The following is a 19,066-nucleotide window of genomic DNA, read 5'->3' as shown; positions in this document are numbered from 1 at the left end:
CCTTTGTACTCACCCTCTCGGGCTTTCCTCCGGGCGCTTCCCTTCGGTCTTGCGTTTCCGACTCTATCAGATCTTTTCTCGATCCGATTTCCTCGACGCTTTCCAGGTTCCCGCTTCCGCGTTTCCCTTTCCGGCGGTTCCGACTTTATCAGAGGTTTCGGGCCGGTCTGACCGGCCACTCATTTCCGATTCATCGGGAGGGGCTTCATTGAATTCAGTGATTCAAGAAGCAGACAGATGCTCACTGTCACCGGTCCGAGGCTAGAGCCCCTCTCCAGGCAACTGTTCGAATCTACCTCCCCGCACTTGCCGTGTCAACGGCTCCTGTGGGGCGAAGAGGAGACTAGCAGTTGAACGGACGTAGTCGCACATCCGGTGGTCGTGGGGACGATCACGCAGCCGTGGGGACCGTCGCGCTGCGTTCCGCCGCCTCGATGTCACCGGTCTCGCCCGCGCGAGCCGCACGGCCGCCCAGTACCCAGACGTATGCGAGGAAGGCCAGTTCGGCGGCGACCCCGATGGCGATGCGGGCCCAGGTGGGAAGGCCGGACGGGGTCACGAAGCCTTCGATGGCTCCGGAGACGAAGAGGACCAGGGCCAGACCGATGGCCATGCCGATGGCGGCTCGGCCCTCCTCCGCCAAAGCCGTGCGTCGCGTGCGGGGGCCCGGGTCGATGAGGGTCCAGCCGAGACGCAGGCCGGTGCCGGCGGCCACGAAAACAGCGGTCAGTTCGAGGAGGCCGTGTGGGAGGACCAGGCCCAGGAATGTGTCGAGACGGCCGGCCGAGGACATCAGGCCGAAGCCGATCCCGAGGTTGAGCATGTTCTGGAAGAGGATCCAGATCACCGGGAGCCCCAGGAAGACACCCAGGATCAGGCACAAGGCGGCTGCCCAGGCGTTGTTCGTCCAGACCTGGGCGGCGAAGCTCGCGGCCGGGTGGCTGGAGTAGTACGTCTCGTACTGGCCACCGGGGCGGGTGAGCTCGCGGAGTTCGCTGGGGGCCGCGATGGATGCCTGCACTTCGGGGTGGGTGCCGATCCACCAGCCCAGGAGAGCCGCAACCGCCGTGGAGAGGAGCGCGGTGGGTACCCACCAGTGCCGCGACTTGTAGACGGCCGCGGGGAAACCGTGGGCCAGGAAGCGCGTGACGTCGCGCCAGGAGGCGCGGCGGGTCCCGGTCACGGCACTACGCGCGCGTGCCACCAGTTGGCTGAGCCGACCGGTCAGCTGGGGGTCGGGGGCGCTGGACTGGATCAGGGAAAGGTGTGTGGCGGCACGCTGGTAGAGGGTGACGAGTTCGTCGGCTTCGGCGCCGCTGAGGCGGCGCTGGCGACGGAGCAGGGCTTCGAGGCGGTCCCACTCCGCTCGGTGGGCGGAGACGAAGACGTCGAGGTCCATCGGTGTGCCTGCTCCTCGGCTGTTCGTCGGTGGCTCGTCGTGGATCAGCTTGTCGTACTACGGTGCGATGCGCCCTCAGCTTGGCAGACTGGGCCTGTCAGGGGCAGGGCAGGGGAAGGACGGCGGGCGTGAGTGAGCTGGTGACGGGCGAGGCTGTGGCGTTGGAGCTGCGCCCCGCGAGGTTGCCCAGCAGGGCGCTGGCCGTGCTGCTCGATCTTGTGGCGGCCATGGCGCTCTACGTCGCGGTGACCATCGTGTTGGTGGTCTCCACGGCCTCGTTGGACGAGGCGGCGCAGACGGCGCTGTCGATCGCGACGTTCGTTCTCGTGCTGGTGGGCGCGCCGATCGCGGTGGAGACGCTCAGTCACGGGCGGTCGCTCGGGAAGATGGCGTGCGGGCTGCGGGTGGTGCGGGACGACGGGGGGCCGATCCGGTTCCGGCACGCGCTGGTGAGGGGCTTGATCGGGGTGATCGAGATCCTCATGACCTTCGGGATCGTCGCTTGTATCGCCTCGTTCGTATCGGCGCGTGGGCGGCGGCTGGGGGATGTGTTCGCGGGGACTCTCGTCGTGCGGGAGCGGATTCCGGTCGCGCGGACCGGCTATGTACCGCCTCCTCCGCCCTGGCTGGCGGGGCGGTTCTCGGGGCTCGATCTGTCCGCCGTGCCCGACGGGCTGTGGCTCGCCGTTCGTCAGTACCTGACGCGCATGCAGCAGCTGGACCCGCAGGTGGGCTGGTCCATGGCGGAGCGGCTGGCGTCGGATCTGGCGGATCGTACGGGGGCTCCGGTGCCGCAGGGGATTCCGCCGGCGGCCTATCTGGCTGCGGTGGTGCAGGAGCGGCAGGCGCGGGAGGCCCGGCGGGCCTTCGGGAACGGTACGGGCACGCCGGCTCCGGCCCCGACTACGGACGGGGTTCCGGCCGCGCCCGCCGTCCCGGCTGCTCCTGAGCCGCCGGTTGTGCCGCCTGGGCCGGTGTCCAGGCCGTCCGGCGGGAGCCGGCCCCAGGAGTCACCGGAGGCAACGGAGGCACCGGTGGTGGACGAGCGGTCCCGTACCGGATTCGTACCGCCGGCGTAGCGAGGAGCGGGGCTGCCCGCTCAGGTGAAGACCGACGGTGGTGATTCCAGGTCTTCGAGCTCGATACCGGGAGCCGCGAGCACCACGTCGCCGGCGATGTGCACGGAGTGCTGCTCGCCCGTGTCCAGGGCTGTGACCTGGTATTCGTCCACGGTCAGGGGGCCGTTGTCAGTGGCGTGTGCTTCTCTCTTCACCAAGGCCCACGACTGGTCCACGGTGCGCGGGGCGAGGACCGGGTCCGTGAAGGCGACGAGGCGTACGCGGGTTGCTGAGGAGGAGGGGGTGAGGCGCAGGAGACGGGCGGTGGCGACGAGGAACGCCGGGGAGGTGCCGGTGAAGGCGTGGGCGCGCACATTGCCTTCGGTGGCGTCGGTCCCGGTGGGGTCGGTGCGGACCCAGGTGACGCCGTCGAGGGCGGCGCCGCGGACCTGCCAGGCGGCTGCGTGGAGTTCGAGGCGGATGGGGCGGCCGAGTTCGTCGAGGGTGAGGTCGACGGAGCCGTGGTGATCGCCCGAGGGGGTGGTCAGCTGGGAGACGTAGCGCCAGCCGGAGGGGCCGATGGCGCACTGGAAGTGTTCTTCAGCGAGGGGGGTGTGATCGTGCGGATCGTGGAGCGAATAACGGCCGCGGGGCATGGGGGTCCTGGGTCCTGACGGGCTGGGCCGGTCGCCGGCCGGGCCGGAACGCCGGTCGGCCGGAACGGGGCAGGCCCCCCGGCACGGGGGTGCGGGGGGCCTGCCTCGGGGTTCCGACCGGTGGCCGACTGACCGGCAGCGGTGCTGCTGGGCTCAGTAGCGGTAGTGGTCCGGCTTGTACGGGCCTTCGACCTTCACGCCGATGTACTCGGCCTGCTCGGGGCGGAGCGTCGTCAGCTTCACGCCGAGCGCGTCGAGGTGGAGGCGGGCGACCTTCTCGTCGAGGTGCTTGGGCAGCACGTAGACGCCGGTCGGGTACTCGTCGGGCTTGGTGAACAGCTCGATCTGGGCCAGGGTCTGGTCCGCGAAGGAGTTGGACATCACGAACGACGGGTGGCCGGTGGCGTTGCCCAGGTTCAGCAGGCGGCCCTCGGACAGGACGATGATCACCTTGCCGTCGGGGAAGGTCCAGGTGTGGACCTGCGGCTTGACCTCGTCCTTGACGATGCCGGGGATCTTGGCGAGGCCGGCCATGTCGATCTCGTTGTCGAAGTGGCCGATGTTGCCGACGATGGCCTGGTGCTTCATCTTGGCCATGTCCGAGGCCATGATGATGTCCTTGTTGCCGGTCGTGGTGATGAAGATGTCGGCCTTGTCGATGACCTCGTCGAGGGTCGTGACCTGGTAGCCGTCCATCGCGGCCTGGAGGGCGCAGATCGGGTCGATCTCGGTGACGATCACGCGGGCGCCCTGTCCCCGCAGGGACTCCGCGCAGCCCTTGCCCACGTCGCCGTAGCCGCAGACGACCGCGGTCTTGCCGCCGATGAGGACGTCGGTGGCGCGGTTGATGCCGTCGACGAGGGAGTGGCGGCAGCCGTACTTGTTGTCGAACTTCGACTTGGTGACGGCGTCGTTGACGTTGATCGCCGGGAACAGGAGAGTGCCGTCGCGCTGCATCTCGTACAGGCGGTGGACGCCGGTCGTGGTCTCCTCGGTGACGCCGCGGATCTCCGAGGACAGCTGGGTCCACTTCTGGGGGTTCTCGCCCAGGGTGCGGGTCAGCAGTTCGAGGATGACGCGGTGCTCGTCGGACTCGGCGGTGTCGGGCGAGGGGACCTTGCCGTCCTTCTCGTACTCGACGCCCTTGTGGACGAGGAGGGTGGCGTCACCGCCGTCGTCCAGGATCATGTTCGGGCCGCCGGTGGGGCTGTCCGGCCAGGTCAGCGCCTGCTCGGTGCACCACCAGTACTCCTCCAGCGTCTCGCCCTTCCAGGCGAAGACGGGGACGCCCTGCGGGTTGTCCGGGGTGCCGTTCGGGCCGACTGCGATGGCCGCGGCGGCGTGGTCCTGGGTGGAGAAGATGTTGCAGGACGCCCAGCGGACCTGGGCGCCGAGAGCGACCAGGGTCTCGATGAGGACGGCGGTCTGCACGGTCATGTGCAGGGAGCCGGTGACGCGGGCGCCGGCGAGAGGCTGGGCCTCGGCGTACTCCTTGCGGATCGCCATCAGGCCCGGCATCTCGTGCTCGGCGAGGGTGATCTCCTTGCGGCCGAACTCGGCCAGGGAGAGGTCGGCGACCTTGAAGTCCTGTCGGTTCTCGACAGTCGTCATTGCGAGCTGCTCCTCGGGTTGGGTCGAGGGTGGGTACGGCTGGTCTGCGCGGCGGCGGACACAGGGGTGCCCGAAGGAGGACACAGGCATGCCCGCGTACGCGCAGCGCAGTCCGTCGGAGGCCCTCTCTCCCTCGGCCGGTCCGCGGTGGGACCGCCCGACCGCCATCAGCAGCGACGTCTGGCTCCGTCCCAAGCTACACCGGGGGCGGGTGCGAACCCCAGTCCGCCCGCGAACACATCGAGCCGATCATGTGACGGGTTCGGGTAAGGCGGCGGGGCCCGCCGAGTGGTTCGGCGGGCCCCGTGGGCTCAGCGCGAGAGGTCAGTGGTCCGTCGGGACCGGGCCTCCGGGGGAAGCCTCGGGGTCGGGGCCCTTGGCGGCCTCGGCCTCGCTGTAGATGTCCGGCTCGAGGTAGATGACGCGGGCGATGGGGACGGCCTCGCGGATGCGGCCCTCGGCGGCGTCGATGGCGGCGGCGATCTCGGTGGCCGTCTCCTCGTGGCGGACGGCGATCTTGGCGGCGACGAGGAGTTCCTCGGGGCCGAGGTGGAGCGTGCGCATGTGGATGATGCGGGTGACGGTGTCGCCGTCGACGACGGCGGCCTCGATCTTCTGCGTCTCCTCGACGCCGGCGGACTCGCCGAGCAGCAGCGACTTGGTCTCGGCGGCGAGGACCAGGGCGATCAGGATGAGCAGGACGCCGATGCAGAGGGTGCCGATGCCGTCCCAGACGGCGTCGCCGGTGAGCAGGGCGAGGCCGACGCCGCCGAGGGCGAGGATCAGGCCGACGAGGGCGCCGAGGTCCTCCAGGAGGACGACCGGGAGCTCGGGGGCCTTGGCGTGGCGGACGAACTCCTTCCAGGAGCGGCGGCCGCGCAGGGCGTTGGACTCCTTGATGGCCGTGCGGAAGGAGAACGTCTCGGCGATGATCGCGAAGACGAGGACGCCGACCGGCCAGTACCAGTGCGTCAGCTCGTGCGGGTGCTTGATCTTCTCGTAGCCCTCGTAGAGGGCGAACATGCCGCCGACCGAGAAGAGGACGATGGAGACGAGGAAGGCGTAGATGTAGCGCTCGCGGCCGTAGCCGAAGGGGTGCTGCGGGGTGGCTTCGCGCTTCGCCTTCTTGCCGCCGAGGAGCAGCAGCGCCTGGTTGCCGGAGTCGGCGAGCGAGTGCACGGACTCGGCGAGCATCGACGACGAGTTGCTGAAGATGAACGCCACGAACTTCGCTACCGCGATCGCGAGGTTCGCGGCCAGTGCCGCCACGATCGCCTTGGTGCCGCCTGACGCGCTCATATGTTCGCGTTGTCCCTTCGTACGCCGTTCCAGGGCACGGACGCCGCCGTGATGCGGCGCCCGTGGCTTTGCCCGTGCTTGACGGTGGGCCATTGTTGCAGCCCGCTGCGGCCGCGGTGCTTCAGGTCACCGGCACGGGGGGCGTTGAAACGGTCAGGCGACGACGGTGGCCCGGAAGAGCGTGCCCGTTCCGGACACTTCGGCCTTTTCGCCGGCGGGGACGAAGACGGACCGGCCGGGGGTCAGTTCGTGCTCGCCCGCGCGGACCGTGCCGGCCGTGCAGAGCAGGATCTGCGGGGTCGGGCGGGTGAGGTCGTGGGCGGTGCCCGCCTCGGGGAGGACGTAGCGGGAGAGGCGGAACTCGTCGATCGGGGTCTCGTAGACCTCCTCGCCGTCCGGGGATGCCTCGGGGCGCAGGACGCCGGGGTCGCTGGGCTGGAAGCGGACGATGCGCAGGAGTTCGGGGACGTCGACGTGCTTGGGGGTCAGCCCGCAGCGCAGGACGTTGTCGGAGTTGGCCATGATCTCCACGCCGAGGCCGTTCAGGTAGGCGTGGGGGACGCCGGCGCCGAGGTAGAGGGCCTCGCCGGGCTGGAGCCGGACGTGGTTGAGCAGCATCGCGGCGAGGACGCCGGGGTCGCCCGGGTAGTGGTGGGCGATGTCGGCGTAGGGGGTGTAGGCGCCGCCGAGGCGGGTGCAGGCGGCCGCGGCCTCGGCGACCGTGCGGGACATCTCCTCGGGGTCGGCGGTGAGGATCGCCGTGAGGACCTCGCGCAGGGCGGCGTCCTCGGGGTGGGCGTGGAGCAGGTCGACGTAGGGCTTGAGGGAGTCGACGCCGAGGTCGTCGAGGAGGCCGGCGGCCTCGAGCGGGGGGCGGAAGCCGCACAGGCCGTCGAACTCGGTGAGGGCGCAGATCAGTTCGGGCTTGTGGTTGGCGTCCTTGTAGTTGCGGTGCGGGGCGTCGGCGGGGATGCCGCGGCGCTCCTCGTCGGCGTAGCCCTCCTTGGCCTGCTCCAGGTCGGGGTGGACCTGGAGGGAGAGCGGGGCGCCGGCGGCGAGGATCTTGAGGAGGAAGGGCAGGCGGGGGCCGAAGCGGGCGACGGCGGCCGGTCCGAGTTCCTTCTCGGGGTCGGCGTCGATGACCTCGACGAGCGTGCCCCGCTCGGTGCGTGAGGGTGCGCCGGGGTGGGCGCCCATCCACATCTCCGCCTGCGGCTCGCCGGTCGGTTCGACGCCGAGCAGCTGCGGGATGGCGGTCGGGGAACCCCAGGCGTAGGGGCGGATGGTGTTGTCGAGGCGGTCCATGGGGTTCTCTCTGGGTGTTCGGGCGGCGAGCGCGTCAGGGTGTCCCGGGCATGATCAGGCCCTCGAAGCGAGCGCCAGGTAAACCGCGGCGAAATCCGTGATGGCGATCAGTTCCGCCAGGGTCTCCAGTTCGTCGCCCGGCTCGGGTTCCAGTTCGCTGATCGGTGTGTCGTGGCTGAGGGCGAGGTCGCGGGCGCCGGGGGCGGCGGTGAGGCCGCCGATGGGGCGGTCGCGCAGGAGCACCACGCGTGCGTGCAGGGCGGGTGGTTCCTCGACGCGGTCGCGGAAGAAGTCGTCGGGGTCGGCGCTGGCGGCCAGCGGGCCGGCGAGCAGGGCGCTGTGGGCGGCGAGGGCCTCGGGGAGTTCGGCGACGACGGCGGGGGTGCCGGACAGTTCGGCGAGGGCGGCGGCGAAGCGGCGGCCCGCCGGGCCGGCCGAGGTGCCCTCGGTCCAGACGATCGGCAGCGCGTCGGCGAGTTCGGCGGCCAGGGTCTTGGCGGGGTTGCTGTAGGTGGCGATGGCGGGGCCGCAGCGTTCGGCGATGCGGTCGAGGCGGTCGGCGACCTTGCCGAGGGCGTCCGGCGGGGCGGCGAGGACCCCCGTGCGGTCCAGGAGCGCGAGGAGCGGGGTGAGCAGGGCCCACAGGACGCCGGGGGCGGAGGCGGCGAGGGGCTCGTCCTGGTCGTAGGGGGCGGTCGCCATGGGCACGAACAGGCCGTGCGTGCCGCCCACGGCGTCGGCGAGCGGGGAACGGCCGGGCGCCACGGCGACGACCGTGCAGCCCCGGCGGTAGGCCTGCTCGGCGAGGAGGGACAGGCCCGGTTCGGTGCCGTCCGGGGTGGCGATCAGGAGGAGGTCGACCGAGCCGACCCAGCCGGGCAGTTCCCAGCGCAGGGCGCCCGCGGCGGGGGCGACGCCGGTGGGGGCGAGGCGGGTGACGGGGCTGCCCGCGCCGGCCAGCGTGCCGATGAGGTCGGCGGTGTGGGTGGCGGCGGCGCCGGGGCCGGCGATGAGGACGGCGCGGGGTCGGCCGTCGGGTTTGAGGTCGTTGACGCCCGCCTCGGCGGAGTGGCGGGCGGCGGTACGCACGCGGGCGCCGGCTTCCGCGGCGCCGCGGAGCAGGCCGCGGTGGTCGGCCTCGGCGAGGCCGTCCGGATTGTCGAGCAGCGATTCGTCGAGCATGGGGCGGCAGCCTCCCGATCGCCGGGTCCGTTATGGGGATGTCGTCCTACGCCGGTGCCCATCGAATCCGCGGGTATGTGCACCGGGGTGTGCGGGGGCGTGGGCCACCGGCGGTCACTCGGGGCGGCGGGCCTCGTCGACGAGGAGGACGGGGATGCCGTCGCGGACGGGGTAGGCCAGTCCGCAGCTCGTGTCGGTGCAGATCAGCTCGCTGTCCTGCTCCTTGAGGGGGGCGTGGCAGGCGGGGCAGGCGAGGATCTCGAGGAGTCCGGATTCGAGGGGCATAGGGGGTTCCTTCGAGGTACGGGCGCTTGGGGTTGTGCCTGGTCAGGTTACCGCCGGTGGGGGCGGGGCCTCAGCCCCTGATGATCCCCAGCACCTCGTCCCGCACGCGGGCCATGGTCTGCGGGTCCCTCGCCTCCGCGTTCAGGCGCAGCAGTGGTTCCGTGTTGGACGGGCGGACGTTGAACCACCAGTCGGTGGAGGTGACCGTGAGGCCGTCGAGGTCGTCGAGGGTGGTGTCCTCGCGGGACGCGTAGGCGGAGCGGATCGCGGCGAGGCTGGCCTGCTGGTCGGCGACCGTGGAGTTGATCTCGCCGGAGCCGGTGTAGCGGTCGTACTCGGAGACGAGGGAGGACAGGGGGGTCTCCTGGCCGCCCAGGGCCGCGAGGACGTGCAAGGCGGCCAGCATGCCCGTGTCGGCGTTCCAGAAGTCGCGGAAGTAGTAGTGGGCGGAGTGCTCGCCGCCGAAGATCGCGCCGGTGCGGGCCATCTCGGCCTTGATGAAGGAGTGGCCGACGCGGGTGCGGACCGGGGTGCCGCCGTGTTCCCGCACGACCTCGGGGACGGACCAGGACGTGATCAGGTTGTGGATGATCGTGCCCTTGCCGCCGTGCCGGGCCAGTTCCCGGGAGGCGACCAGGGCGGTGATCGCCGACGGGGAGACCGGCTCGCCGCGCTCGTCGACGACGAAGCAGCGGTCGGCGTCGCCGTCGAAGGCGAGGCCCAGGTCGGCGCGCTCCTCGCGGACCCGCTTCTGCAGGTCGACGAGGTTGGCCGGGTCGAGGGGGTTGGCCTCGTGGTTCGGGAACGTGCCGTCCAGCTCGAAGTACATCGGCACCAGGGTCAGGGGCAGGCCGGCGAAGACCTCGGGCACCGTGTGGCCGCCCATGCCGTTGCCCGCGTCGACGACGACCTTCAGGGGGCGGATGGAGGTCAGGTCGACCAGCGAGCGCAGGTGGGCCGCGTAGTCCGACAACGTGTCGCGGCCGGTGATGGTGCCCGGCTTCGCGGCCTGTGCCGGTGCGCCCGACTCGCTCCAGCGCTCGACCAGTTCGCGGACCTCCGCGAGGCCGGTGTCCTGGCCGACCGGGGCGGCGCCCATGCGGCACATCTTGATGCCGTTGTACTGCGCCGGGTTGTGGGAGGCGGTGAACATGGCGCCCGGCAGGTTCAGCGCGCCCGAGGCGTAGTACAGCTGGTCGGTCGAGCAGAGGCCGATCTCCGTCACGTCGGCGCCCTGCCCGGCGGCCCCGCGCGCGAAGGCACGCGACAGGCCCGGTGAGGAGGGCCGCATGTCGTGCCCGGTGGCGATCGCGCTCGCGCCGGTGACCTGCACGAAGGCCGCTCCGAAGAGCTCGGCCAGGGACTCGTCCCACTGGTCGGGGACGACCCCGCGTACGTCGTACGCCTTCACGACCTGCGACAGATCAACAGCCACGGCCAGCCTTCCTGAAAGTATGTCGGTCCGCACAAACTACCCCCGCCCACTGACAGCCCGCTGCGCGGACGCCCGACGGCCCCCGAGACGTAGCCTCAGGTCAGGGCAGCATCCAGCCCAGCACGGGGGTGCTCTGGCCGACGACGATCAGGCACATCACCAGCAGCAGGCCCAGGCTCCACGGCAGTACCTTGCGCAGCAAGTCGCCTTCCCGGCCCGCCAGTCCGACGGCCGCGCAGGCGATGGTGAGGTTCTGCGGGGAGATCATCTTGCCGAGGACGCCGCCGGAGCTGTTGGCGGCGGCCAGGAGGTCCGGCGAGAGTCCGGATTCGCGGGCGGCGGTCACCTGGAGGGCGCCGAAGAGGGCGTTGGCCGAGGTGTCCGAGCCGGTCACGGCGACGCCGAACCAGCCGAGGACCGGCGACAGGAAGGCGAGTCCGGCCCCGGCCGCCGCCACGAAGTGGCCGATCGTGGCCGCCTGCCCGGACAGGTTCATGACGTAGGCGAGGGCCAGGACGGACGTCACCGTCAGGATCGCGAAGCGCAGTTCGTGGACCGTCGCGAGCCATTCCCTGACCGCCACGCGCGCGTGCACCCCGATGACGACGGCCGTGCAGATCCCGGCGAGCAGGACGAGCGTGCCGCCGGTCGACACGACGGGCCAGGAGAAGACGTTGCCGCCGACGGGTTCGCCGTCGGGCCCGGCCACGTCCAGGAAGGGCCAGTCGAAGGTCTGGGTCGCCTCGGCCAGCCGGTCCTTGACGGCGGGGATCTGCGCGACGGAGAAGATCACGACGATCAGCGCGTACGGGGCGTAGGCGCGCAGGACCTCGCGGGGCGGGTCCTGCTGGTCCAGTTCCTCGCTGCGCGCTCCGGTCAGCACGGAGGCGCGTACGGACTCGGCGGCGGGCACGCGCGCGTGCGGGACGGCGACCAGGGCGCCCGCGCCCGCCAGGGCGGCGCCGATGTCGGCGAGTTGGGCGGAGACGTAGTTGGAGGCGGCGAACTGGGCGACGGCGAAGGCGACTCCGCACGCCAGGGCGGGCACCCAGGTCTCGCGCAGCCCGCGCCGGCCGTCGACCAGCCAGACGAGCACGAGGGGCACCACGAGGGCCAGCAGGGGCGTCTGACGGCCCACCACGGACGCCACGGAGTCCAGCGGGAGCCCGGTGACCTGGGCGAGGGTGACGACCGGTGTGCCCATCGCGCCGAAGGCCACGGGCGCGGTGTTGGCGACGAGGGCGACGACGGCGGCGCGCACCGGTTCGAAGCCGAGCGCGACCAGCATGACCGCGCTGATCGCGACGGGCGCGCCGAAGCCGGCGAGCGCCTCCAGCAGCGCCCCGAAGCAGAAGGCGATGACGAGGGCCTGGATGCGCGGGTCGTCGGAGAGCCGCCCGAAGGACCGGCGCAGGATGTCGAAGTGCCGGGTGCGGACGGTCATCCGGTACACCCACAGGGCGTTGACGACGATCCACAGGATGGGGAAGAGGCCGAAGACGGCGCCCTGGGCGGCGCTGGAGAGCGTCTGGTCCAGGGGCATGCCGTAGGCGAGCCGGGCGACCAGAACGGCGGCGAGGAGGCCGGTCAGGCCCGCCAGGTGGGCCTTCATGCGGACGCCGCCGAGCAGGACCAGGACGATCACCAGGGGCAGGGCCGCCACCAGGGCGGACAGGCCGAGCGAGCCGGCGACGGGTTCCAGTTCCTGGACGTACACGGGCGCCTCCCCGGTTTCCGTCAGGCGAAAGCGATTTCTCGCGTCCCTGAAACGGAATGGTCATGTCCACACCAACACCGCGTCAATGGGTGCGCGCGCGGAGAAACCGAGGGGGCGTGGTCAGTTGTCGGGCGACCGCAGGACCCGCAGGTGCCCGCGCCGCGCGACCTCCATCGGGTCGGCCGCGCGACCGCCGCCGCCTGCCCCGGCCGCCCGCTCCTGAGGGCGGGCCGCCTCGCGCACGGCGTTGGCAAGCGCTTCCAGGTCGTCGCCGCTGGGGCGCGCCGGGGCCGAGCCGTCGAGCAGCCGGACGACCTCCCACCCGCGCGGGGCGGTGAGGCGCTCGGAGTGCTCGGCGCACAGGTCGTAGCAGTGGGGTTCGGCGTAGGTGGCGAGCGGGCCGAGGACCGCGGTCGAGTCGGCGTAGACGTACGTCAGCGTCGCGACGGCGGGACGGCCGCAGGCGGTGCGCGAACAGCGACGTACAGGGCTCACGACGTTGGACGGTACCGCACTCTTGAGCGGGCCGCGACGACTCTCCACCAGGTCACTCCACCGTGTCGTGCTGTGAAACGCCCCACACACCCCCTCCGGCACACGCTCCTGACCTGGCCGGACACCGTCATCCAGGGTCTCGAACGGTCACCCAAGCGGTCAACAGTCATCACAAAACCCTCATTTGCCGTGAGGTTGCCGGTCTCGGAGGGATACGGAATCGAGCCCAACCTTGGCTTGAATGGTCATGTAACGACATGCCGCGCGGGTCGGCCGGAAGGCGCCCGTGCGCCCGTGCGGTGCCGGGCACACGGGCGCGGCGGGGACTACCCTTCAGCAGTGATGGACAAGCCCGTAACGCCCCGTGCCGCCGCCCCCGGGCCCCGCCGCCGTGATCGCCACGGCCGGGGCATGCGCGGCCCGATCGCACCCCCGCAGGTGCCGCTCGCCGCGAGCCGCGCGGACGCGTTCGCGGATCTGGTGCAGGACTCCGTGGAACGCCTGGAGCGGCGCTGGCCGCAGCTCGCCGACATCGATTTCCTGGTCCTGGAAGTGCCGAGGCTCGACGGACCCGGCCAGGCCTGGCACGACGAGGCGGTTCCGCTCGGCGGCACGATCAGCGCGCGCGAGGGCCGCCCCGCGCGCGTGGTGGTCTACCGGCGGCCGGTCGAGATCCGCACCAAGGGGCGCGACGAGCGGGCCGCGCTGGTCCACGAGGTCGTCGTCGAGCAGGTCGCCGAGCTGCTCGGGCTGACACCGGAGACGGTGGACCCCCGGTACGGCGAGGACCAGGGCTGAGCCCGCCCGCCTACTGCTGCAGCACCGACAGGTCCTCGTCCGCCTCCGGAACCGCCACCGTCCCCCGGTCGTCCGGGAGCGTCTGCACGGTGAAGGCGGGGACGCCGCCCTCCGAGGCCGCCAGGGTGCGGGCACCGTAGACCGGGCCGCCGGAGACCGGCTCGACCGTGAGCGCGTACGTGCCCTTCAGCCCGCCGGGGACCGGGGGCTCGATGTCCTGGGACGTGCCCGCCTTGATCGTGTACGTCTTCGACACCGGCGTGCCGCCCTCGCTGCCCGCCGACGCGGTGACCTTGACCGTGGCCGCGCGGCCGGGGGCGGTCAGGGAGAGCGTGCTGCCCTTGGCGCTGTTGTCCGCGGACGTCGCGCGCGTGCCGACGGGGCGGGTGGCCGGGATGAACGCCGTCTCCTGCTTGTCGCCCTTGCCCCGTACGACCTTCAGGGCCGCCACGACCGGCACCGACTGGTCCGTCGGCGTCAGCACCAGGGAGCCCGCCTCGCCGCGTGTGACGTCACCGAGGTCGACGGCGGTCGTCATGCCGCCCTTGACGTGCACCGTCTCGTGTCCGGCGGGGGTGATCAGCCCGGAGGGGGAGGCGAGGCGCACCTTCAGGTCCGCGTCGGCGTCGCCCGGGGTGAAGGCGACCAGGCGCACGGATGTGGCGTCCTTGGGGATGCCGGGCATGACCAGGCTGCCGGACGGGTCCGTGGAGGCGGCCAGCCAGTCGCCGCCGGTCTTGTCGTCCAGGGCCTGCACGGCGGCGCCGACCCGCCCGCTGCGCACGTTGACGTGCACGGTGAGATCGGTCTGCTGCTCGTCGGTGAGGGTGGACAGCAGGATCGGCTCGCTGGAGTGCGGCTGGACCGTGATGTCCTCCCCCACCGCGGACTTCAGGGCGCCGTCCTTGCCGTACAGCTCGACGTCGACCACGGCGGCCGAGTCGTCCGGGTTGGTCAGGTGGACGTAGTCGGTGCGGTCGGCGGCGGTGCTGGCGCCCGGGAACCAGAAGTTCGTGTCCGGGGCCGTGCAGTTGACGCCCTGGAGGCCGCGGCCCGTGCCGGCGGCGACCTCCGTCGTCTCCTGGACGGTCCAGCCGGGTGCGAACCTGCCGTCCGCGGTGCCGACGAGCGCGGGTGCCTCGGAGCCGGAGCTGTCGCCGGTGACCGGCTTGCCGGGCTCCTTGGGGGTCAGCACGGGCTTCTCCGTCTTGCCCTTGCCCGGCTTCCCGCCGTCCTTGCCCGCCTGCGAGCCGTCCGCCGACTCCTGTGCGGCCGCCTGGAGTTCGGCCTTGCCGCCGCTCCCGGTGCCCTTCGTGACGGGCGTGAAGGACGTGTAGGACGTCTCCGCGATGTCGGACTGGCTGGGCGCGGGGCACAGCAGGCTCGTGCGCTCCACGGGGAGTTGGGCGGCCGCCTTGGCGGTGGCGGCCGTGCCCGGGGCGCCCGGGGTGTCCGGGGCGGACAGCGCGGCGAAGCCGGTGACGGCGGCGAGCGCGGTCGTGCCGGCGATCAGGGACAGGGTGGTGCGGTTCACTGCTGGCTCCCGTCGGGACGCTCACTGCCCGTGCCGTGGGGGTGGTGCTGCTGCGCCGGGTCGTACGGCGTGCCGTAGCCCTGGGTGTAGGCCTGGTCGTAGCCCTGCTGGTCGTACGACGGGGCCGGGGCCTGGCCGCCGTACGCGTACGGGTCGTACTGGCCGCCCTGGTACGGGTCCGCCTGGTACTGCTGCCCGTAGGCGTCGGCCGGGTACGGGACGTTCTGGTACTGGTCGCCGTAGCCGGTGTACTCGCCGCCCGGGTAGCCGGCGGGGTCCCACTGGCCCTGGTTCTGCTGGGGGACGCTCGCCGGGGGCTGCTCCGGCTGCGGGGGCGGGAACTCCTCGGGCCGGTCCGCTCCTTCCGCCTCGGCCTCCGCCTGGGCGCGCAGGCGGCGGGCGCGGCGGCCCTCGCCGGCGACCGCCTGGGCCGGGACGGCCGGCTCGTCGGGCAGGTCGTCGTCGATGTCGCGGCGGCGGCCGGGCAGGGCCAGCACCACGAGGACGACGGCGAGCAGGCCCTGTGCCCACAGCCAGGCCGTGTGGCCGATCGGGTCCTCGTAGGTGACGTCCAGCCTGCCGCCGGTGGCGGGGAGTTCGAAGCCCTGGGCCCAGCCGTCGACCGTGGTGCGGGTCAGTGGCTTGCCGTCGAGGGTGGCGGTCCAGCCGTCGGCGGCGGAGTCGGCGAGGCGCAGCACGCGCCCGTCGGCGCCGGACGGGATCGTGGTGTGGATGTCGACGGGCCCGGCGGCGACGGTCCGCGGGGTGCCGGATCCGGAGGCGGGGACGATGGTGGCGCGCGCGACCTCCCGGTCGACCTGCCACAGCGCGCTGCCGTCCTGCTGGCTGAGCCGGGCCAGGCCGGGCGTGGCGTCCAGGACACGGGTGACGTCGCGGGGCGCCCCCTTGTGGACGAGGACGTAGCGCACGGCGAAGCCGCCGAGCTGGTCGGCCTGGTCGGCGCCGGAGCCGGCGACCAGGTTGGCGACGACCTTGTCGAGCCTGCTGTTCTCGCCGTCCTCCGCGGCGATCTCGCCGTCGCCGAGGCGGGCGCCGGAGCCGCGGACCAGCACATAGCCGACGTGGGCGGCGGAGTCGCTGTCGAGGACCAGCGTGCGGGCCTGGTCGGTGCTGCCGCTCTCCTCGGCGACGAACGCGGGCACCTGGGTCGGGTCGCGCCGCTCCAGGGGCCCGTCGGCGCCACGGATCATCCAGCCGGCGGCCACGAGCAGCGGGCCCGCGGCCGAGGCGAAGGCGATCAGCACGGCGACCGGCTGGCGCCAGCCGAAGCTCTGCTCGGCCACGCGCGCGCGTGCCCCGTCGGCGCCGAGCGCGGCGGCGGCCAGGAGGGCGATGCCGTAGACGAGGGTCGCGGGGCCGGCCCAGGTGGAGCTGTTGGACAGGATCGCGAAGACGAAGCCCACGAGACCGACCGCCCAGGCCGTCCAGATGCCCCGCTGACGTTCCGAGCGCAGCAGGGCGGCGAGCGCGGCCAGCACGATGCCGATGAGCATGAGGCCGCTGACGGTTCCGGGGCCGCCCGGGCTGGCGCCGAGCAGGTCGAGGGCGGAGGCGGCCGAGGCGCCGTACTCCAGGCCGGCTTCCTTGAAGAAGCCGAACGGGAGCAGGGTCAGCGACCAGGGGGCGAGGATCAGCAGGGGGGTGCCGAGCTGGGCGAGGAAGCGCAGCCCGTACGCCGTGATGTCGGACCGGCGCAGCACCAGCAGCCCGGCGCCGAGGAGCAGCGCGATGGGCCACACGACGGGGGTGAAGGCGGTGGTGATGGTCAGCAGCAGCGCGTACGCCCAGGTGGCGCGCCAACTGCCGCGGGTGCCCGCGGGGTTCGCCAGGCCGCCGGCCGCGATGCCCGCGCGGGCGAGGAGCGGCAGCAGCACGGCCAGGACGGCGGTGCCGAGGCGGCCGCCGGCGAGGGCGCCGGTGGCGGCGGGCAGGAAGGCGTAGACGACGGCCGCCCACGCGCGCAGCAGCCGGGACTCGACCAGCGGGCGGGAGGCGAAGTACGCGGTGACGCCGGCCAGCGGCACCGAGCAGACGAGCAGGAGCGTGACGGCGAGGCCGGTCGAGCCGAACAGCAGGGAGGCCAGCATCGCCACGATCGCCACGTACGGCGGCGCGGCGGAGGTGCCGCCGGTGCCGACCGCGTGCCAGGCGTCCAGGTAGCGCGCCCACAGGTCGGCGGAGTCGGCCGGGGCGGGCAGCAGGGCGCCGCCCGCGAGGGCGCCGCCGCCGAGGAGCTGGCGGCAGGCGACCAGGGAGACGAGCAGCAGCAGCAGGAAGAGCACCGGGCCGGGCTTGCGCGCGATGCGCTTGAGCCGGGCGAACTGCTCGATCTCCAGGAAGTCGGCGTCGTCGCCGCCCGGGCCGGACTCGACGGCGCCGCCGTGCCGTCCGGCACCGGCGGCGATCTCCGGGTCGGAGCGGCCGACCAGGTTGCTCGCGACCTGCTCGACGGTGGCGCGGACGGTCGCGCCGGGCGGCGGGAACAGCTGCCGCAGCTCGCCCTTGTCGATCTGGGGTGCGCCCCGGCGCCGGCGCCCGGCGAGGATCCGCTCGGGCCTGAGCAGCGTGCCCAGCAGGCCGCGGATCTCGTCGACGGCCTGGCCGGGGACCTTGCCGACGAGGTAGGCGAGGGTGCGCAGCAGCGTGCCGAGCACGATCCGCAGCAGCACCCAGGGGAGCACGGCGGTACGCGTGTTGACGAGCAGGGCGTAGACGGCGCCGGCCTTGTCGACCTTGTGCGGGGAGGCGGCCGTGCGGCCCACGCAGTCGACCGTGCGGCGTTCGCGGGAGGCCGCCTCGGCGTGCCGGACGACCGCCTCGGGGGCGACCAGGACGCGGTAGCCGGCCGCGTGCGCGCGCCAGCACAGGTCGACATCGTCGCGCATGAGGGGCAGGTGCCGGTCGAAGCCGCCGAGCTGTTCGAAGACGTCGCGGCGGATCAGCATGCCGGCGGTGGACACCGACAGCACGGACCGGACGTGGTCGTGCTGGCCCTGGTCCTGCTCGCGGCGGTCCAGGCCGGTCCAGCGGCGGCCGGAGTTGGCGATGGAGACGCCGACCTCCAGCAGTTGCCTGCGGTCGTACCAGCCGCGCAGCTTGGGGCCGACGACGGCGACGTCCTCGCGGCCCAGTTCGTACTCGTTGTCCACGACGCGCAGTAGCTGGGCCAGGGCGTCCGGCTCCGGGGCGCAGTCGTCGTGCAGCAGCCACAGCCACTGGACCGGCTCGCCGTGCGGGAGCTCGGGCAGGTCGTAGGCGTCGTCGCGCCACGAGCGCGTGACCGGGTCCCAGCCGCTGGGCCGCTTCAGGTACGGCAGCTCCTCCGGGGTGAGGTGCGGGGCGGTGCGGTCGCACTCCTCGACGGCCTGGCCGAAGCCGGTGCGGCGGGCCAGGTGCAGTACGCGGTCGGCGCCGAGGGCGTCGGTGACGAGCTGGGCGGAGTCGTCCGCGCTGCCCGTGTCGGCCCCCATCGCGTACTGGACCGGCCGCTCCTGGCCGAGCAGCCCGGCGAGCGCGTCGGGCAGCCAGCGGGCGCCGTCGTGGGAGACGAGGACCGCGGTCACCACATGACGCGGGAACTCAGGTGTGGCAGCGCTGTCGTGATGGGCTGCCGGGTGGCTGTGCACGGACATCGAGGTACGGGCCCCGGTTCGGTGGACTGCGGTGGACGCCCGCGACCGGTGGGGGCAGCGGGGCGTCTCGGACGAGCGACCACACTATCGGCTGCGCAACAAGGGGGCCCGCCGCCTGTGGATAACCCACCTGCGACGGGCCGTTCACGAAGAGGACCGGGTCAGACGGCCGCCTTCTTCAGGCGGCGGCGCTCCCGCTCGGACAGACCGCCCCAGATGCCGAAGCGCTCGTCGTTGGCGAGGGCGTACTCGAGGCACTCGGAGCGGACCTCACAGGCGAGGCAGACCTTCTTGGCCTCCCGGGTCGAGCCGCCCTTCTCGGGGAAGAAGGACTCGGGGTCGGTCTGGGCGCACAGTGCGCGCTCCTGCCAGCCGAGTTCCTCGTCCGCGTCGTCGACCAGCAGTTGCTGCACCGTCTCGGTCATGTGCGCCCCTCGTCTGTCTTTCGCGTCCCCGTGATCTAGCCGTTACCGATTCCGGCTGAACGACACGAGTGAAATTACAAGTGTGCTGCTCCGGGCGAGTCAAGCCGAGATCTGCTATTGAGCCCCTTATTCACTCTGCGGAACCAAGCCCATGCGGAAAGTGTTCAAATCACCATAAAACCTGACACACCGACGGAGCCCGCTGGGGCTCACG

Annotated in this window: 15 protein-coding genes; 2 read left to right on the top strand and 13 right to left on the bottom strand. The window is 72.4% G+C overall.

Translation table 11 applies throughout. The features are described from left to right. Window positions 1-391: 391 nt before the first annotated feature. Window positions 392-1,399: a stage II sporulation protein M gene (locus ABZ386_RS32150; RefSeq protein ID WP_355714162.1), complete on the bottom strand. Its 1,008-nt coding sequence runs from the start codon at window positions 1,397-1,399 to the stop codon at window positions 392-394. A gap of 128 nt (window positions 1,400-1,527) precedes the next feature. Between ABZ386_RS32150 and ABZ386_RS32145 the strand changes: the two genes are divergently transcribed. Then, the gene (locus tag ABZ386_RS32145) at window positions 1,528-2,478 is read left to right on the top strand and encodes an RDD family protein (RefSeq protein WP_351348243.1); all 951 of its coding nucleotides are present in this window, start codon (window positions 1,528-1,530) and stop codon (window positions 2,476-2,478) included. A gap of 20 nt (window positions 2,479-2,498) precedes the next feature. Here the strand turns inward: ABZ386_RS32145 and ABZ386_RS32140 are convergent, their stop codons facing one another. The 9 genes from ABZ386_RS32140 to ABZ386_RS32100 form a co-directional block, all read right to left on the bottom strand. Beyond that, complete coding sequence (locus tag ABZ386_RS32140; protein ID WP_351348241.1) at window positions 2,499-3,113, bottom strand: hypothetical protein; 615 nt, start codon at window positions 3,111-3,113, stop codon at window positions 2,499-2,501. 153 nt (window positions 3,114-3,266) lie between these two features. Further along, complete coding sequence (gene ahcY, locus ABZ386_RS32135) at window positions 3,267-4,724, bottom strand: adenosylhomocysteinase (protein WP_351348239.1); 1,458 nt, start codon at window positions 4,722-4,724, stop codon at window positions 3,267-3,269. Between the two features lie 324 nt (window positions 4,725-5,048). Further along, on the bottom strand, window positions 5,049-6,023 hold the full coding sequence (locus ABZ386_RS32130; protein ID WP_351348237.1) for a cation transporter: 975 nt from the start codon (window positions 6,021-6,023) through the stop codon (window positions 5,049-5,051). Between the two features lie 153 nt (window positions 6,024-6,176). Further along, window positions 6,177-7,328: a mannose-6-phosphate isomerase, class I gene (gene manA / locus ABZ386_RS32125; protein ID WP_351348235.1), complete on the bottom strand. Its 1,152-nt coding sequence runs from the start codon at window positions 7,326-7,328 to the stop codon at window positions 6,177-6,179. 54 nt (window positions 7,329-7,382) lie between these two features. Beyond that, entirely contained in the window at window positions 7,383-8,510 is a 1,128-nt protein-coding gene (locus ABZ386_RS32120) for an SIS domain-containing protein (protein ID WP_114253282.1), read from the bottom strand. A gap of 114 nt (window positions 8,511-8,624) precedes the next feature. Further along, window positions 8,625-8,795, bottom strand: coding sequence for a Trm112 family protein (locus ABZ386_RS32115; RefSeq protein WP_114253283.1), 171 nt, complete (start codon window positions 8,793-8,795; stop codon window positions 8,625-8,627). Window positions 8,796-8,865: 70 nt separating this feature from the next. Beyond that, window positions 8,866-10,230: a phosphomannomutase/phosphoglucomutase gene (locus ABZ386_RS32110; protein WP_358967058.1), complete on the bottom strand. Its 1,365-nt coding sequence runs from the start codon at window positions 10,228-10,230 to the stop codon at window positions 8,866-8,868. Between the two features lie 100 nt (window positions 10,231-10,330). Continuing rightward, window positions 10,331-11,947, bottom strand: coding sequence for an L-lactate permease (locus ABZ386_RS32105; RefSeq protein ID WP_358967055.1), 1,617 nt, complete (start codon window positions 11,945-11,947; stop codon window positions 10,331-10,333). 120 nt (window positions 11,948-12,067) lie between these two features. Then, window positions 12,068-12,490, bottom strand: coding sequence for a DUF3499 domain-containing protein (locus tag ABZ386_RS32100; RefSeq protein WP_010034669.1), 423 nt, complete (start codon window positions 12,488-12,490; stop codon window positions 12,068-12,070). A gap of 294 nt (window positions 12,491-12,784) precedes the next feature. On the opposite strand from ABZ386_RS32100, the gene ABZ386_RS32095 reads away from it, so the two are divergent. Next, the gene (locus tag ABZ386_RS32095; protein ID WP_078651037.1) at window positions 12,785-13,240 is read left to right on the top strand and encodes a metallopeptidase family protein; all 456 of its coding nucleotides are present in this window, start codon (window positions 12,785-12,787) and stop codon (window positions 13,238-13,240) included. A 10-nt stretch (window positions 13,241-13,250) separates the two neighbouring features. Here ABZ386_RS32095 and ABZ386_RS32090 read toward each other — a convergent pair whose 3' ends face one another. The 3 genes from ABZ386_RS32090 to ABZ386_RS32080 all read right to left on the bottom strand — a co-directional run bounded on the left by ABZ386_RS32090 (window position 13,251) and on the right by ABZ386_RS32080 (window position 18,852). Further along, window positions 13,251-14,774 carry a DUF5719 family protein gene (locus tag ABZ386_RS32090; RefSeq protein ID WP_351348227.1) on the bottom strand — a complete coding sequence of 508 codons (1,524 nt, stop codon included), beginning with the start codon at window positions 14,772-14,774 and terminating at the stop codon, window positions 13,251-13,253. Further along, window positions 14,771-18,427: a glycosyltransferase gene (locus ABZ386_RS32085; protein WP_358967052.1), complete on the bottom strand. Its 3,657-nt coding sequence runs from the start codon at window positions 18,425-18,427 to the stop codon at window positions 14,771-14,773. The genes ABZ386_RS32090 and ABZ386_RS32085 overlap by 4 nt, the downstream gene beginning before the upstream one ends. Window positions 18,428-18,588: 161 nt before the next feature. Beyond that, window positions 18,589-18,852 carry a WhiB family transcriptional regulator gene (locus ABZ386_RS32080; RefSeq protein WP_010034659.1) on the bottom strand — a complete coding sequence of 88 codons (264 nt, stop codon included), beginning with the start codon at window positions 18,850-18,852 and terminating at the stop codon, window positions 18,589-18,591. Between the last annotated feature and the right edge of the window lie 214 nt (window positions 18,853-19,066).

Source organism: Streptomyces sp. NPDC006140 (assembly GCF_040628815.1).
Classification (GTDB): domain Bacteria; phylum Actinomycetota; class Actinomycetes; order Streptomycetales; family Streptomycetaceae; genus Streptomyces.
Note: the sequence above shows the minus strand (reverse complement) of the source record. Positions and strands in the feature narration are given on the sequence as shown.

Bases quoted from the DNA above. Each gene is read 5' to 3' on its own strand.
- ABZ386_RS32150 (WP_355714162.1), bottom strand. From the start codon at position 1,399: ATGGACCTCGACGTCTTCGTCTCCGCCCACCGAGCGGAGTGGGACCGC.
- ABZ386_RS32140 (WP_351348241.1), bottom strand. From the start codon at position 3,113: ATGCCCCGCGGCCGTTATTCGCTCCACGATCCGCACGATCACACCCCC.
- ahcY (WP_351348239.1), bottom strand. From the start codon at position 4,724: ATGACGACTGTCGAGAACCGACAGGACTTCAAGGTCGCCGACCTCTCC.
- ABZ386_RS32130 (WP_351348237.1), bottom strand. From the start codon at position 6,023: ATGAGCGCGTCAGGCGGCACCAAGGCGATCGTGGCGGCACTGGCCGCG.
- manA (WP_351348235.1), bottom strand. From the start codon at position 7,328: ATGGACCGCCTCGACAACACCATCCGCCCCTACGCCTGGGGTTCCCCG.
- ABZ386_RS32120 (WP_114253282.1), bottom strand. From the start codon at position 8,510: ATGCTCGACGAATCGCTGCTCGACAATCCGGACGGCCTCGCCGAGGCC.
- ABZ386_RS32115 (WP_114253283.1), bottom strand. From the start codon at position 8,795: ATGCCCCTCGAATCCGGACTCCTCGAGATCCTCGCCTGCCCCGCCTGC.
- ABZ386_RS32095 (WP_078651037.1), top strand. From the start codon at position 12,785: ATGGACAAGCCCGTAACGCCCCGTGCCGCCGCCCCCGGGCCCCGCCGC.
- ABZ386_RS32085 (WP_358967052.1), bottom strand. From the start codon at position 18,427: ATGTCCGTGCACAGCCACCCGGCAGCCCATCACGACAGCGCTGCCACA.
- ABZ386_RS32080 (WP_010034659.1), bottom strand. From the start codon at position 18,852: ATGACCGAGACGGTGCAGCAACTGCTGGTCGACGACGCGGACGAGGAA.